This window comes from Streptomyces sp. DH10, assembly GCF_029813805.1.
Taxonomy (GTDB): domain Bacteria; phylum Actinomycetota; class Actinomycetes; order Streptomycetales; family Streptomycetaceae; genus Streptomyces; species Streptomyces coeruleofuscus.
In genome coordinates, this window is sequence record NZ_JARVKU010000014.1 from 45,898 (window position 1) to 60,588 (window position 14,691).

Annotated in this window: 17 protein-coding genes; 13 read left to right on the forward strand and 4 right to left on the reverse strand. The window is 71.5% G+C overall.

Going from position 1 to position 14,691, the window contains the following annotated elements; genetic code table 11:
• The first annotated feature begins 1 nt into the window (after window position 1).
• Window positions 2-994, forward strand: coding sequence for an adenosine deaminase (locus QC385_RS26715; protein WP_279543912.1), 993 nt, complete (start codon window positions 2-4; stop codon window positions 992-994).
• Window positions 995-1,011: 17 nt separating this feature from the next.
• Here the strand turns inward: QC385_RS26715 and QC385_RS26720 are convergent, their stop codons facing one another.
• Together QC385_RS26720 and QC385_RS26725 are read right to left on the reverse strand one after the other, a co-directional pair.
• Entirely contained in the window at window positions 1,012-2,325 is a 1,314-nt protein-coding gene (locus QC385_RS26720) for an MFS transporter (protein WP_279543913.1), read from the reverse strand.
• A gap of 203 nt (window positions 2,326-2,528) precedes the next feature.
• The gene (locus QC385_RS26725; protein ID WP_279543914.1) at window positions 2,529-3,308 is read right to left on the reverse strand and encodes an IclR family transcriptional regulator; all 780 of its coding nucleotides are present in this window, start codon (window positions 3,306-3,308) and stop codon (window positions 2,529-2,531) included.
• Between the two features lie 99 nt (window positions 3,309-3,407).
• Between QC385_RS26725 and QC385_RS26730 the strand changes: the two genes are divergently transcribed.
• The 9 genes from QC385_RS26730 to QC385_RS26770 all read left to right on the forward strand — a co-directional run bounded on the left by QC385_RS26730 (window position 3,408) and on the right by QC385_RS26770 (window position 11,357).
• Window positions 3,408-4,367 carry a 5-dehydro-4-deoxyglucarate dehydratase gene (locus QC385_RS26730; RefSeq protein WP_443033003.1) on the forward strand — a complete coding sequence of 320 codons (960 nt, stop codon included), beginning with the start codon at window positions 3,408-3,410 and terminating at the stop codon, window positions 4,365-4,367.
• Window positions 4,364-5,653, forward strand: a complete 1,290-nt coding sequence (locus QC385_RS26735) for a glucarate dehydratase family protein (protein WP_279543915.1) — start codon at window positions 4,364-4,366, stop codon at window positions 5,651-5,653. Before QC385_RS26730 ends, QC385_RS26735 begins: the two co-directional genes overlap by 4 nt.
• A 140-nt stretch (window positions 5,654-5,793) precedes the next feature.
• Window positions 5,794-6,930, forward strand: a complete 1,137-nt coding sequence (locus tag QC385_RS26740) for a carbohydrate kinase family protein (protein WP_279543916.1) — start codon at window positions 5,794-5,796, stop codon at window positions 6,928-6,930.
• Between the two features lie 157 nt (window positions 6,931-7,087).
• A complete protein-coding gene (locus QC385_RS26745; protein WP_279543917.1) occupies window positions 7,088-8,155 on the forward strand; it encodes a PhoH family protein in 1,068 nt (355 codons plus the stop codon).
• Between the two features lie 13 nt (window positions 8,156-8,168).
• Window positions 8,169-8,666: an rRNA maturation RNase YbeY gene (gene ybeY / locus QC385_RS26750; protein WP_279543918.1), complete on the forward strand. Its 498-nt coding sequence runs from the start codon at window positions 8,169-8,171 to the stop codon at window positions 8,664-8,666.
• An 8-nt stretch (window positions 8,667-8,674) separates the two neighbouring features.
• Complete coding sequence (locus QC385_RS26755; RefSeq protein WP_279543919.1) at window positions 8,675-9,979, forward strand: hemolysin family protein; 1,305 nt, start codon at window positions 8,675-8,677, stop codon at window positions 9,977-9,979.
• Window positions 9,976-10,335, forward strand: coding sequence for an MmcQ/YjbR family DNA-binding protein (locus QC385_RS26760; protein ID WP_279543920.1), 360 nt, complete (start codon window positions 9,976-9,978; stop codon window positions 10,333-10,335). Before QC385_RS26755 ends, QC385_RS26760 begins: the two co-directional genes overlap by 4 nt.
• A 20-nt stretch (window positions 10,336-10,355) precedes the next feature.
• Entirely contained in the window at window positions 10,356-10,709 is a 354-nt protein-coding gene (locus tag QC385_RS26765; RefSeq protein WP_279543921.1) for a cytidine deaminase, read from the forward strand.
• A gap of 171 nt (window positions 10,710-10,880) precedes the next feature.
• On the forward strand, window positions 10,881-11,357 hold the full coding sequence (locus tag QC385_RS26770; protein ID WP_279543922.1) for a hypothetical protein: 477 nt from the start codon (window positions 10,881-10,883) through the stop codon (window positions 11,355-11,357).
• A gap of 21 nt (window positions 11,358-11,378) precedes the next feature.
• On the opposite strand, the gene QC385_RS26775 is transcribed toward QC385_RS26770, so the two are convergent.
• A complete protein-coding gene (locus tag QC385_RS26775; protein ID WP_279543923.1) occupies window positions 11,379-11,717 on the reverse strand; it encodes a P-II family nitrogen regulator in 339 nt (112 codons plus the stop codon).
• A 180-nt stretch (window positions 11,718-11,897) separates the two neighbouring features.
• Here QC385_RS26775 and era point away from each other — a divergent pair, with 180 nt between their 5' ends.
• Entirely contained in the window at window positions 11,898-12,860 is a 963-nt protein-coding gene (gene era, locus QC385_RS26780) for a GTPase Era (RefSeq protein WP_279543924.1), read from the forward strand.
• 13 nt (window positions 12,861-12,873) lie between these two features.
• Here era and QC385_RS26785 read toward each other — a convergent pair whose 3' ends face one another.
• The gene (locus QC385_RS26785) at window positions 12,874-13,320 is read right to left on the reverse strand and encodes an ATP-binding protein (protein ID WP_279543925.1); all 447 of its coding nucleotides are present in this window, start codon (window positions 13,318-13,320) and stop codon (window positions 12,874-12,876) included.
• Window positions 13,321-13,559: 239 nt separating this feature from the next.
• Here QC385_RS26785 and QC385_RS26790 point away from each other — a divergent pair, with 239 nt between their 5' ends.
• Complete coding sequence (locus QC385_RS26790; protein WP_279543926.1) at window positions 13,560-14,432, forward strand: helix-turn-helix domain-containing protein; 873 nt, start codon at window positions 13,560-13,562, stop codon at window positions 14,430-14,432.
• The gene (locus QC385_RS26795; RefSeq protein ID WP_279543927.1) at window positions 14,429-14,680 is read left to right on the forward strand and encodes a DUF397 domain-containing protein; all 252 of its coding nucleotides are present in this window, start codon (window positions 14,429-14,431) and stop codon (window positions 14,678-14,680) included. The genes QC385_RS26790 and QC385_RS26795 overlap by 4 nt, the downstream gene beginning before the upstream one ends.
• Window positions 14,681-14,691 lie beyond the last annotated feature (11 nt).

Below are 14,691 nucleotides of genomic sequence, written 5' to 3' on the forward strand. Positions count from 1 at the left end.
GATGTCCCTCCCCAAAGCCGAACTGCACCTTCATATCGAAGGCACCCTGGAACCGGAACTCGCCTTCGAGCTCGCCACGCGCAATGGCCTCACGCTGCCGTACGCGGACACGGACGAGCTGCGCGAGGCGTACCGGTTCGAGGACCTCCAGTCGTTCCTGAACCTGTACTACGAGCTCATGGCCGTCCTGCGCACCGAGCGGGACTTCGAGGACCTGGCGAACGAGTACCTCGAACGCGCCGCCGACCAGGGCGTGCGGCACGCGGAGATCTTCTTCGACCCGCAGGCCCACACCAGCCGCGGGCTGGAGCTCGGCACGGTCGTCGAGGGGCTGTGGCGGGCGCTGGGCGACAGCGAGTCCCGGCACGGCGTCTCGACCCGGCTGATCATGTGCTTCCTGCGCGACGAGTCCGCCGAGTCGGCCCTGGCGACCCTGGAGGCGGCCAAGCCGTACCTGGACCGGATCACCGGTGTCGGCCTCGACTCGGCCGAGGGCGGGCATCCGCCGGCGAAGTTCCGCGAGGTGTACGAGGCCGCCGCCGCGCTCGGGCTGCGGCGGGTCGCGCACGCCGGTGAGGAGGGGCCGCCGGAGTACATCACGGAGGCGCTGGACGTCCTCGGCGTCGAGCGGGTCGACCACGGGCTGCGCTGCGTGGAGGACCCGGAGCTGGTGCAGCGGCTGGTGCGGGAGCGGGTGCCGCTGACGCTGTGTCCGCTGTCGAACGTCCGGCTGCGGACCGTCGACACCCTCGCCGACCATCCGCTGCCCGCCATGCTGGACGCCGGCCTGATGTGCACGGTGCACTCGGACGATCCGGCGTACTTCGGCGGCTACGCCGGTGACAACTTCGACGCCGTGCGCGACACCCTCGGCCTGAGCGAGGAGCGGCTGCGCGAGCTCGCCCGCAACTCCTTCCTCGCCTCGTTCCTGGAGGACGACGAGGAGCTGCGGGCGCGGTATCTCGCCGAGGTGGAGGCCTACGAGTTCCGCTGAGGAACCACCCGTAGGCCTCAGAAGACCTCCGACCCCGCCTTGCCGTAGGCGCGCTGGGCCGGGACGGCCGGGGTGTCCACGGGGATCTCCACCACCTGCTGTTCCCGGGCGCCGATCTCGGGGACCGCGCCGGTGGGGGTGCCCGTGGTGGCGGCGACCAGGGCGGCCGGGTGGCCGCCGCGGCGGCGGATCGCCCCGGCCAGCAGGGGCCGCCCGCTCGTGTGCAGGGCGACGGCCGTCATCGGCAGGGCGATCACCAGCAGACCGGCGGCCAGGATCGCGCCCATGGCCGGGAACCCGGCCTGCGCCGACAGCACGCTGCCGGTGATCGGCCCGGCGGCCGTGCCCAGCGAGGACGCCGAGCCGACGAGCACCGCCCAGCGGCCGCGCGGGTCGAGCGAGGCGGCGAGCCCGATCACGTACGACAGCACCACCGGGTACAGGGTGTTCCAGGCGATCTCGCCGGTCGCGAAGCTCGCCAGGTCGGTCGCGGAGGCGCTGAGCACGATGCAGCCGGCGATGAGGACCGTGCCCGCCCCGATCGGCACCGCGCGTCCCAGCCGCGCCCCGAGCGCGCCCGCCGCGAGGACACCGGTCAGTCCGGTGCCCAGCGCCACGGCGAACACCGCGCCGACGGTGGCCTCGCCGAGGTGGGCCTGGGTCAGTCCGATCTGTCCGCTCACGCCCCACAGGGAGTTCTGGGCGAGCGACCAGCACAGCATGGCGGCGGCCAGCACCAGGCCCGAACGGGCGTGGGGCAGCCGGGCCTTGTGGTGCCGCGCGGGCGCGGCGGGCGTACCGGCGGGCAGGCGGCCGGTCAGCGGCCACACGGCCAGGGCCGTGAGGGCGATCGCGGCCAGGGGCAGACCGTGCCCCGGGCCGAGGTGCGGGACCGTCAGATACACGGCGCCCGCGAGGGCGGAGACGGTGAGCAGCCCGGCCGTGGAGGCCCGGTGCGGATCCCGCTGGGCGGCTATCAGGGTGGCGGCGACGGTGGTGGCCGTGCCGGAGCCGAACCCGCCGACGACCGCGCCGGCGACGACGGCCGGGACGGTGGTGGTCAGCGCGGCGGCGCCGTAGCCGAGCAGGGCCAGTGCGAGCCCGAGCCGGGCGAGGGTGCGGGCCCCGATCCGTTCGACCCGTGAGGCCAGGGCGAATCCGGCGGTCGCCGAACTCAGCAGCAGGGCACTGCCGACGGCGCCGGCCTGGGTGGCGGAGAGCGGAAGGCCCGAGTCGAGTCTGCCGACGGTGGTCGGCAGCAGATACGGGGCGAGGTACCCGGCCGTGAAAAGGGCGACGAGGGGCCAGGGGGTGGTGCGGGGGGCGAACACGGGCGTTCCCAGGGCATGCGAAAGGAGCGGCGGAGGAGGGGGATTGGGCGACGACCGTCGACAGACAGGAACGCGCGGGCAATTTGTATCAAGCAAGTAGTCGTACGAGTTAACTCGCGGGGTGTGATGTGGCGCACGTTGTGTTTGGTGCGGTGAAGTCCGGGTAGACGAGCGCCTTTCCCGAGGTGGCGAGCGGGTTTCCGCTAACGCCAGCGCACCGACCCGGACCCCGGAACCGTCGCCTCCACCTTGGCCCGGATCTCCCGCATCACGGCGACGATCCGCTCCTCGTGCTCGGGCGTGAGCCGGGCCACCGGCACCGAGCAGCTGATCGCGTCCAGCGCCGGGGTGTCGTAGCGCAGCGCGAACCCGAAGCCGACGATGCCGATCACGCCCTCCTCCCGGTCCACGGACCAGCCACGGGCCCGGACCCGGGCGAGGTCGGCCGCCAGGGACTCCCGGCTGGTGTGCGTGTTCGGGGTCAGCGCCTCGTACGGTGCCTCGGGCAGTTCCGCGTCCGGGCGTTCCGCCAGCAGGGCCTTGCCCAGGGCCCCGGCGTGCGCGGGGAGTCGCCGGCCCACCCGGCTGATCGTGCGCAGATACTCGTGCGACTCCCGCGTCGCCAGATACGCCACGTCCCGGCCGTCCAGCCGGCCCATGTGGATCGTCTCGCCGAGCGCCTCGGACGCCTCGTCGAGATACGGCCGTACGACCCGGACCCGGGGGTCGGAGTCGAGGTAGCCGGTGCCGGTGAGCAGGGCGTGGATGCCGATGCCGTACAGGGAGCCGGTGACGTCCGTGCGGACCCAGCCGTGCGAGATCAGGGTCTGGAGCAGCGCGTACATCGAGCTGCGGGGAACGCCGAGTTCGTCGGCCAGCTCCTGGAGCCGGGCCGGGCGGTCGCCGCGTGCCGCGAGGAGTTCCAGCAGCTCGACCGTGCGGGCCGCGGACTTCACTTCGCGGACGCCACCTGTGTCTGACATGCGCCGATCGTAATCGCGCCGCGCCGTGCGGTTGACGTTCGCCTATCCAACCATCATTCTCATACATAAATGGCGTCTACATAAGGAGATGGCGAGGGAATGACCGAGGAGATGACGGTGAGCGCCGGCCCGGGTGGGGTCGCGCACCGGCTGCGGGAGGGCATGGCCGGCGGCGTGCTGTCGTTCCCGCTGACCAGCTTCCGCGACGACGGCACCCTCGACCCGGACGGCTTCCGCGCCTACGTCGCGGACCGGCTCGCCACCTCGCCCGGCGCCGTCTTCCCCGCCTGCGGCACGGGCGAGTTCTTCTCGCTCGACGAGGACGAGTACCGGCAGGTCGTCACCATCACGGTCGAGGAGGCGGCGGGCCGCGTACCGGTCGTGGCCGGGACCGGGTACGGCTGGGCGCAGGCCGTCCGGTTCGCGCGCATCGCCGAGGACGCCGGAGCCGACGCGCTCCTCGTGCTGCCGCACTACCTCGTCGCCGCCCCGCAGGACGGGCTGGTCGCCCAGCTGGAACAGATCGCCGCCCGCACCCGGCTGCCGCTGATCGCCTACCAGCGCGGACAGGTCGCGTTCACCGCCGAGTCGCTCAGGCGCGTCGCGGCCCTGCCGGGCGTCATCGGCCTCAAGGACGGCCACAGCGACCTCGACCGGCTCCAGCGCCTCACGCTCGCCGCGCCCGAGGGCTTCCTGTTCTTCAACGGCGCCGCCACCGCCGAGATCCAGGCCCGCGCCTACGCCGCCGTCGGAGTCCCCGCCTACTCCTCCGCCGTCCACGCCTTCGCCCCCGAGATCTCCGACGCCTTCTTCACCGCCCTGCGCGACGGCGACCACGGCACCGTCGACAAGCTGCTGCGCGGTTTCTACGTCCCGCTCGTCGAACTGCGCGACCGCGTCCCCGGGTACGCCGTGTCGCTGGTGAAGGCGGCGGCCCGGCTGCGCGGCCACCCGGTGGGTCCCGTGCGCGCCCCGCTCACCGACCCCTCGCCCGCCGACCTGGCGGCCCTGACCGCCCTCCTGGAAGCGGGACTCGACCTGGTGGGAGCCGCTCTGTGAACCTCGCCATCACCGACGTACGGCTGACACCGATCCTGGTCGCGGACCCGCCGCTGCTCAACACGCAGGGCGTGCACCAGCCGTACACGCCCCGGCTGATCGTCGAGGTCGTCACGGCGGACCGGGTCACGGGCCTGGGGGAGACCTACGGCGACACCAAGTACCTGGAGCTGGCCCGGCCCTTCGCCGAGCGGCTGAAGGGACGGCAGGTCAGTGATCTGAACGGCCTGTTCACGGTCGCGGACCAGGTCGCGGTGGACGCCTCCCGGGTCGAGAACGCCGTCGACGTCGGCGGGCTGCGCGGCGTCCAGACCGCCGACAAGCTGCGTCTTTCCGTCGTCTCCGCCTTCGAGGTGGCCTGCCTCGACGCCCTCGGCAAGACCCTCGGACTGCCCGTGCACGCACTGCTCGGCGGCAAGGTGCGCGACGCCGTCGAGTACAGCGCCTACCTGTTCTACAAGTGGGCCGGCCACCCGGAGGGCGTCGCCTGCGAGAAGGACGACTGGGGGGCCGCCGTCGACCCGGCCGGGGTGGTGGAACAGGCCCGCCGGTTCACCGAGCGGTACGGCTTCACCTCCTTCAAGCTCAAGGGCGGTGTCTTCCCGCCCGACGAGGAGATCGCGGCCGTACGGGCGCTCGCCGAGGCGTTCCCCGGGCACCCGCTGCGGCTCGACCCCAACGGCGCCTGGTCCCTGGAGACCTCGCTGAAGGTGGCGCGGGAGCTCGGGGACGTCCTGGAGTACCTGGAGGACCCGACCCTCGGCACCCCCGCCATGGCCGAGGTCGCCGGGCGGACCGGGGTGCCGCTCGCCACCAACATGTGCGTGACGACCTTCGCCGAGATCAAGGAGGCGTTCACCAGGGGCGCCGTCCAGGTGGTGCTCTCCGACCACCACTACTGGGGCGGGCTGCGCAACACCCAGCAGCTCGCCGCCGTCTGCCGCACCTTCGGCGTCGGTGTGTCGATGCACTCCAACACCCACCTGGGCATCTCGCTCGCCGCGATGACCCACGTGGCCGCCACCGTCCCGAACCTCCACCACGCCTGCGACTCCCACTACCCCTGGCAGTCGGAGGACGTGCTCACCGAGCGGCTCGCCTTCGAGGGCGGCAAGGTGCCCGTGTCCGACGCGCCCGGGCTCGGCGTGGAGCTCGACCGCGAGCGGCTGGCCGTGCTGCACCGGCGGTGGCTGGACGACGACGGGGCGCTGCGGGACCGCGACGACGCGGCGGCCATGCGGGTCGCCGACCCGGCGTGGGTGACGCCCTCGATGCCCCGCTGGTAGCCCCGGCTCTGCGGTCGCCCAGGGGGGCGCGCGAGGGCCGGCGTGAGCTGACGGAACGGGTGGGTCCGGCGTGATCGGCGTCACGTTGTCAGTGATGTGGTGCAGACTGGCCTGATCCGCACCACGTCAGGGAGCGCATCGTGATCGCGTCCACCGCCCCGGCCGGAAAGGGCCCGGCCGGAAAGGGATCGCACCGCCAGACCCAGGTCGATCCCCTCGCCCCGCTGCGCGCGCCGGACGACCCGCCCTGGGACGTCTATCTCACCGGGACCGTCTTCCTCGACATCATCTTCACCGGGCTCGACTCCGCCCCGGTGCGCGGGACGGAGTCCTGGGCGCGCGGGATGGGGTCGAGCCCCGGCGGCGTCGCCAACATGGCCACCGCCCTGGCCCGCCTCGGCCTGCGTACGTCCCTCGCGGCGGCCTTCGGCGACGACCACTACGGCGACTACTGCTGGGACGCCCTGGAGCACGGCGAGGGCATCGACCTCTCCCCGTCGCGCACGGTGCCCGGCTGGCACTCCCCGGTGACGGTCTCCATGGCCTACGAGGGGGAGCGCACGATGGTCTCGCACGGCCACGAGCCGCCCCCGGAGGAGCCCGCCCCCGAGTGCCCGCCCCGCGCGCGTGCCGCCGTCGCCTCCCTCGCGCCCGGCGTGAGCGCGCCCTGGATCGCCCAGGCCGCGAGCAAGGGCACGCGGGTCTTCGGCGACGTCGGCTGGGACGACACCGGCGCGTGGGACCTGGCGGCGCTGCCCGACCTGCGGCACTGCGAGGCGTTCCTGCCGAACGCGGAGGAGGCCATGCGGTACACGGGCGCGGACTGCCCCAGGGCGGCCGCGCACGCGCTGACCGAGCACGTGCCGCTCGCGGTGGTCACGCTCGGGGCGGACGGCGCGTACGCGGTGGACCGGCGTACGGGGGAGACGGCTGAGGTGCCGGCGATCGAGGTCGAGGCGCTCGATCCGACGGGGGCGGGGGACGTGTTCGTCGCCGGGTTCGTGACCGGGACGCTGGCGGACTGGCCGCTGGCGGACCGGCTGGCCTTCGCCGGACTGACCGCGGCGCTGTCCGTGCAGGAGTTCGGGGGGTCGCTGTCGGCGCCGGGGTGGTCGGAGATCGCGGCGTGGTGGCGGCGGGTGCAGTCGGTGGAGGGGCAGTCGGCGGTGGCGTTGGAGAGGTACGGGTTCCTGGCCGGCCTGGTGTCCGAGGAGTTGGTCAGGCCCTGGCCCTTGCGGCGGGCCGTGCCGACGATCGGCTTCCGGCGCTCGGCGTGACGCCCTGGCCGCCCATGGGCTTCGCCCCCTGGATTCCAACCCCGCCCCCAAAACCCCTACGGCGTTGTCAGTCCCCCGTCGTACCCTGGGAATCGCGAGGCCGCCCTCAGCTACGCGGCCGTGAAGAGGAGGAACCGCAGGCCTTCAGCGCCGGCCCATGACTCAGACACCCACAGCTCACACCTCCGCGCAGGAGCAGGCGAGAGCACAGTTCACCGTCCCTGCCCAGCACCCCATGGTGACGGTGCTGGGGTCCGGAGACGCCCTCCTGCGCGTGATCGAGAAGGCCTTCCCGGCGGCCGACATCCACGTCCGGGGCAATGAGATCAGCGCGGTCGGCGACCCTGTGGACGTCGCCCTCATCGCCCGCGTGTTCGACGAGATGATGCTGGTGCTCCGCACCGGACAGCCGATGACGGAGGACGCAGTGGAACGCTCGATCGCCATGCTCAAGGCGAGCGAGAACGGGGAGAGCGACGGCCAGGAGACCCCTGCCCAGGTGCTCACGCAGAACATCCTGTCCTCGCGAGGCCGCACGATCCGCCCCAAGACGCTCAACCAGAAGCGCTACGTGGACGCGATCGACAAGCACACGATCGTCTTCGGCATCGGCCCGGCGGGTACCGGCAAGACGTACCTGGCGATGGCCAAGGCCGTCCAGGCCCTCCAGTCCAAGCAGGTCAACCGCATCATCCTGACCCGCCCGGCGGTCGAGGCCGGAGAGCGGCTCGGATTCCTCCCGGGCACGCTCTACGAGAAGATCGACCCGTACCTGCGCCCGCTCTACGACGCGCTGCACGACATGCTCGACCCGGACTCGATCCCGCGGCTGATGGCGGCGGGCACGATCGAGGTCGCGCCGCTCGCCTACATGCGCGGCCGCACGCTCAACGACGCCTTCATCATCCTGGACGAGGCCCAGAACACGAGCCCCGAGCAGATGAAGATGTTCCTCACCCGCCTCGGTTTCGACTCGAAGATCGTGATCACGGGTGACGTGACGCAGGTCGACCTCCCGGAGGGGACGAAGAGCGGTCTGCGGCAGGTGCAGGACATCCTGGACGGCGTCGAGGACGTCCACTTCTCCCGCCTGTCGTCCCACGACGTCGTCCGGCACAAGCTGGTGGGCCGTATCGTCGACGCGTACGAGCAGTACGACACCAAGCACGGCACCCAGAACGGCGCGCACAAGGGCCGCGGCAAGTCCGGGCACAAGGGGAAGTAGTACACACAGCACCATGTCGATCGACGTCAACAACGAGTCCGGCACCGAGGTCGACGAGCAGGCGATCCTCGACATCGCCCGTTACGCGCTCGCGCGGATGCGCATCCACCCGCTCTCCGAGCTCTCGGTGATCGTCGTGGACGCCGCCGCCATGGAGCAGCTGCACATCCAGTGGATGGACCTGCCGGGCCCCACGGATGTCATGTCCTTCCCGATGGACGAGCTGCGCCCGCCCTCCAAGGACGACGACGAGCCGCCGCAGGGGCTGCTCGGCGACATCGTGCTGTGCCCCGAGGTCGCTCAGAAGCAGGGCGAGGAAGCCGACACGCAGCACTCCATGGACGAGGAGCTCCAGCTGCTCACCGTCCACGGGGTGCTGCACCTGCTCGGCTACGACCACGAGGAACCGGACGAGAAGGCCGAGATGTTCGGCCTCCAGGCGGCCATCGTGGACGGCTGGCGCGCGGAGCGGGGCCTGACCGGCCCGTCCCCGGCGCCGACGGTCTCCTAGCGCCGCCGATGAGTCCGCAACTCGCCCTGGGCGCGGTCGCCCTGGTCGTCGTGGCCTGGCTCTTCGCCTGCGCTGAGGCGGGCCTCGCGCGGGTCTCCAGCTTCCGCGCCGAGGAGGCCGCGCGCTCCGGCCGCCGGGGCAGCGCCAAGCTGTCCCAGGTCGCCGCCGACCCGACCCGCTACCTGAACGTGGCGCTGCTGGTGCGCGTCGCCTGCGAGATGGCCGCCGCCGCGCTGATCACGTACGGCTGCCTGATGGAGTTCGACAACACGACCGAGGCCCTCCTGATCGCTATCGCGGTCATGGTCCTCGTGTCGTACGTCGCCGTCGGCGTCTCCCCGCGCACCATCGGCCGCCAGCACCCGCTGAACACGGCGACGGTCTCGGCGTACGTCCTGGTGCCGCTGGCCCGGATCATGGGCCCGATCCCGTCGCTGCTGATCCTCATCGGCAACGCGCTCACCCCCGGCAAGGGCTTCCGGCGCGGTCCCTTCGCCTCCGAGGCGGAGCTGCGCGCGCTGGTCGACCTGGCCGAGAAGGAGTCCCTCATCGAGGACGACGAGCGCCGCATGGTGCACTCGGTCTTCGAGCTGGGCGACACCCTCGTCCGCGAGGTCATGGTCCCGCGCACGGACCTGGTGGTCATCGAGCGCTACAAGACCATCCGCCAGGCCCTCACCCTCGCCCTGCGCTCCGGCTTCTCCCGGATCCCGGTGACCGGCGAGAGCGAGGACGACATCGTCGGGATCGTGTACCTGAAGGACCTGGTCCGCAAGACGCACATCAGCCGCGACGCCGAGTCCGAGCAGGTGTCCACGGCGATGCGCCCGGCGTTCTTCGTGCCCGACACCAAGAACGCGGGCGACCTGCTGCGGGAGATGCAGAAGGAACGCAACCACGTCGCCGTCGCCGTCGACGAGTACGGCGGCACCGCCGGCATCGTCACCATCGAGGACATCCTCGAGGAGATCGTCGGCGAGATCACCGACGAGTACGACCGCGAACTGCCGCCGGTGGAGGACCTCGGCAAGGACCGCTACCGGGTCACCGCCCGCCTGGACATCGGCGACCTGGGCGAGCTGTACGGCCTGGAGTCCTTCGACGACGAGGACGTCGAGACGGTCGGCGGTCTGCTGGCGAAGGCGCTGGGCCGGGTCCCCATCGCCGGCGCGTCCTCCGTCGTGGAGCTCCCCGACGGCCGGGAACTGCGCCTGACCGCGGAGGCGGCAGCAGGCCGCCGGAACAAGATCGTGACGGTGCTGGCGGAGCCGGTGGACCCGTCGGATCCCGTGGAGGAGGAGAAGCCGGAATGACCCCGCAGGAACTGCGCGCGTTCTGCCTGTCCTTCAACGCGGCCGTCGAGGACTTCCCGTTCAGCCCGGAGATCTCGGTCTTCAAGGTCCAGGGCAAGCTGTTCGCCCTGTCGCACCTCGACGCGCGCCCCCTGAAGGTCAACCTCAAGTGCGACCCGGACGACGCGATCCGGCTGCGTCACGAGCACGAGGGCCTGATCGTCCCGGGCTGGCACATGAACAAGCGCCACTGGAACACGGTCACGGCCGACGGGGGACTCCCGGACCAGCTGGTCCGGGAGCTCATCGAGGACTCCTACGACCTCGTCGTCGCGGGCCTGCCGCGAGCGGACCGCCTCCGCCTCGACCGGCCCTGACGCTTGCGTATGCTCGGATCATGACCGACAGCAGCGCACTCGGTGCCGAGGATCGCAAGATCGTCACCCTGGCCCGTTCCGCACGGGCCCGCAACGGCGTGCCCGAGGGGGCGGCCGTACGGGACGAGACCGGACGTACGTATGTCGCGGGGACCGTGGCCCTCGATTCCCTGAAGCTCAGCGCCCTTCAGACGGCGGTGGCGATGGCGGTGGCCTCGGGTGCGAAGTCCCTGGAGGCCGCGGCCGTGGTGACGGAGGCGGAGACCGTGTCCGACGAGGACCGGGCGGCGGTACGGGATCTCGGTGGCGCGCGGGCGCCGGTGTTGGTGGCCGGGCCCGACGGGACGGTGCGGACGACCGTGACCGCCGGCTGAAGTTCGCTGTAACCGGCGGTAATTAGGCGCGAATTCAACCTTGCCGCCGTCTGCCCCACGCGCATCAATGGGATTCGTACATTCCGACGGACCGTCAGGTTCGGCGCTCGTGTGACGTGCCCGCACTCACCTGCCGAGCGTCCCCCCACACGGAAACGGAGCCGGAATCCCATGAGACGCAAGCGAATAGGAGCAGGCGCGGCCCTGGCGGCCGGGGCCCTCGCCATCACCGGGCTCGCCTTCGCCCCCGCCGCACTCGCCGTCACCCCCCAGACGGCGACGATCAGCGCCGACTGCGGCACCTTCGGCAGTGGCGAGGCCACGCTCACGGCCACGCAGGACGGCACCGCCGCCACCCTCACCGTCAAGTCATCCGCGATCACCGCGCCGATCGCCCTCAGCGAGGACTCGATCGCGTCCACGCTCACCCTGGTGAAGGCCGGCGGCGGCACCGTCGACTTCACCGGCACCCAGAACCCGGCGATGGCCGCCGGCGCCCCCGTCGAGGTCGGCCCCCTCAGCGGCACCGTGGCCTCCGGCGACAGCCTGGAGGCCTTCGGCGGCTCGCTGAAGATGACCGTCTTCGGCATCACGATCACCTGCACGGCGACCGGGCCGCAGTCGCCGGGCCCATTCGTGTTCGACTGATCCCGTCGGGCCGGGCGCGACCTACAGCGCGTCCGGCCCGCGCTCGCCCGTCCGCACGCGCACGATCGTGTCCACGGGCAGCGCCCACACCTTGCCGTCGCCGATCTTGCCCGTGTGCGCGGCCTTCACGACCGCGTCGATGACGGCCTCGGCGTCCGCGTCCTCGACGACGACCTCGACGCGGATCTTCGGTACCAGGTCGACCTGGTACTCGGCGCCGCGGTACACCTCGGTGTGGCCGCGCTGCCGGCCGTAGCCGCTGGCCTCGCTCACGGTCAGGCCGTGCACGCCGAGCTCGTGCAGGGCGTTCTTGATCTCGTCGAGGCGGTACGGCTTGACGATCGCGGTGATGAGCTTCATGCCTGGGGTGACCTTCTGGGCGGGGGAGACGAGGGCGGGACAGTCCGGGGCGCCGTGGCCCGGGATGCCGTGATCGTAGGCCGTCCCTGAGCGCGCCGGAAGGTCCGCGCCGTCTGCGGCCGGAGGCACGGGGCGGGCGGTTCGGGCGCCTGTGCGGCAGGGCTCTGTGGATCAGGGAGAATGGGCGCCATGAGCGTTCGTACCCAGTCATCCGAAAAGCCGGCCGAAGCTGTCCACAGGGCTGGCTTCGCCTGCTTCGTGGGCCGTCCCAACGCGGGCAAGTCCACCCTCACGAATGCTCTGGTCGGCCAGAAGGTGGCGATCACGGCGAACCAGCCGCAGACGACGCGGCACACCGTGCGGGGCATCGTGCACCGCCCGGACGCCCAGCTGATCCTGGTCGACACCCCGGGGCTGCACAAGCCGCGCACGCTGCTGGGCGAGCGGCTGAACGACATCGTGCGCACCACGTGGGCCGAGGTGGACGTGATCGGCTTCTGCCTGCCGGCGAACGAGAAGCTCGGCCCCGGTGACCGCTTCATCGCGAAGGAACTGGCGTCCATCAAGAAGACGCCGAAGATCGCCATCGTCACCAAGACCGACCTGGTGGACAGCAAGACGCTCGCCGAGCAGCTCATCGCGATCGACCAGCTCGGCAAGGAGCTCGGCTTCGAGTGGGCCGAGATCGTCCCGGTGTCGGCGGTCGGCGACCAGCAGGTGGGTCTGCTGGCCGACCTGATCGTCCCCCTCCTGCCGGAGGGCCCGGCGCTCTACCCCGAGGGCGACCTGACCGACGAACCCGAGCAGGTCATGATCGCGGAGCTGATCCGGGAGGCCGCGCTGGAGGGCGTCCGCGACGAGCTCCCGCACTCCATCGCGGTCGTCGTCGAGGAGATGCTCCCCCGCGAGGACCGCCCCGCCGACAAGCCCCTGCTCGACATCCACGCCTTCGTCTACATCGAGCGCCCCAGCCAGAAGGGCATCATCATCGGCCCCAAGGGCAAGCGCCTGAAGGAGGTCGGCATCAAGTCCCGCAAACAGATCGAGGCCCTGCTGGGCACGCCGGTGTTCTTGGACCTCCATGTGAAGGTCGCCAAGGACTGGCAGCGGGATCCGCGGCAGTTGCGCAAGCTGGGGTTCTGAGTTCCCGGGCGCGTCATAACGCCGTCGCGAGGCTCGCCCAGACCGCGTTGCCGCCGGTGCGGGGCGAGCGGGTGACTCCCCAGCTGTCGGCTATCTCGCGCACGAGCAGCAGACCGCGGCCGCCCTCGTCGTCGAGGCTCGGGCAGCGGTCGGGGATGCCGCGGCCCGTGAGGTCGCCGTCGTGCACCTCCAGCCGGAAGCGCTCGTCCGTCATCCGCCCGACGCCGCACAGGATCCGCTCGCTGGGCGTGTGCAGTACGGCGTTCGTCACCAGCTCGGACACGAGCAGCACGGCGTTCGCGCACACCTCGTCGGGCACCCGCCACGAGGCCAGCCGCGCCCGCGTGGCGTGACGGGCGACTCTGACGCTGGTCCGCAGGGGCGGCAGTTCCAGCCAGTGGGTGCGGCCCGGGCGCACCGCGTCCAGGAACCGAGTGGTGGAAGTCGTGTGGGGGGACACGGCGGTCGCCTTCCGTGGGGGGTGGGCGCAGTGGAAGGGGCGAGGCGCGAAACGGCCCGGCGGGAAAGGGGAGTTCGGGGTTCCGGCGCCCTGTTCGCACAAGTAACTATGGTCGCAGAGCAGTTCACGCTGCAACCATCTGCCTGATAATTTCAGAACGAAGGTTGCTCTGGTCGCTTGGCGGATCGATCAAGTCCCTGCCACTCTTGCGCCGGTGACGACCCCTCAGGAGGCACGGCGTGAACGACGCGCGATCAGGCACCGGCGCCGGCGCGCCCACCGTCCTCCGCATGATCCTGGGACGCCGCCTCCAGGAGGCACGGCAGACCGCGGGCCTGTCCCTGGACGACGCGGCCAAGGCCCTGCGTGTCACGCCGCTGACCGTCCGCCGCCTGGAGAAGGCCGAGGTCGGCCTCAAGATCCTCTACGTCGAGAAGCTGCTCCAGACCTACGGAGCCGGCCGGCAGGAGATCGACGAGTTCGTCACCCTGGCCGAGCGGGCCAACGAGCCCGGCTGGTGGCACCCGTACCGCGATGTCATGCCGTCCTGGTTCACCGCCTACGTGAGCCTGGAGACCGGCGCGAGAACAGTTCGCACCTATGAACCGCAGTACGTCACGGGCCTGCTCCAGACACCCGGGTACGCGCGTGCCGTGCTGCGCGGCGGCTTCCCGAACGACGACGAGGAGGACCTTCAACGGCGCGTGGAGCTGCGGCTGCGCCGCCAGAGCCTGCTCACGAAGCCGGACGCGCCCACGCTGTGGGTGGTGATGGAGGAGGCCGTGCTGCACCGGGTGGTGGGCGGCCCCGAGGTGATGCGCGAGCAGATCGACCGGCTGCTGGAGACGTCCGAGCTGGAGCACGTCAGCGTCGACATCGTGCCGTTCGACGCGGGCGCCCACGTCGGGGCGTGCGCGCCCTTCACCTACTTCCGGTTCGAGGAGCGGGAGCTGCCCGACATCGTCTACAGCGAGATCCTCTCCGCGTCCGTCTACCTCGACCAGCGCGCCGACGTCGTGGCCCATCTGGAGGCCCACAACCGGCTGTCGCTGAAGACCTCGTCCGCGGACAGCAAGGCGCTGTTGAACCGCATGCGGAAGGAGTACTCATGACCATCGCCGAGGGCACCGTCTACAACGGGATGCCCGCGTCGGACCTCGGGGAACAGGGCTGGGAACGTCCGTGGAGCGGCCCCAACGGGGGCCAGTGCGTCGAGACCAAGCAACTCGCCGACGGACGCGTGGCGGTACGGCAGTCCGCCGATCCCGCCGGTCCCGCGCTGATCTACACGCCCGAGGAGATCACCGCGTTCGTCGCGGGGGTCAAGCAGGGCCTCGCCGACCATCTGACGGCCGACTGAAGCCTCCCTGA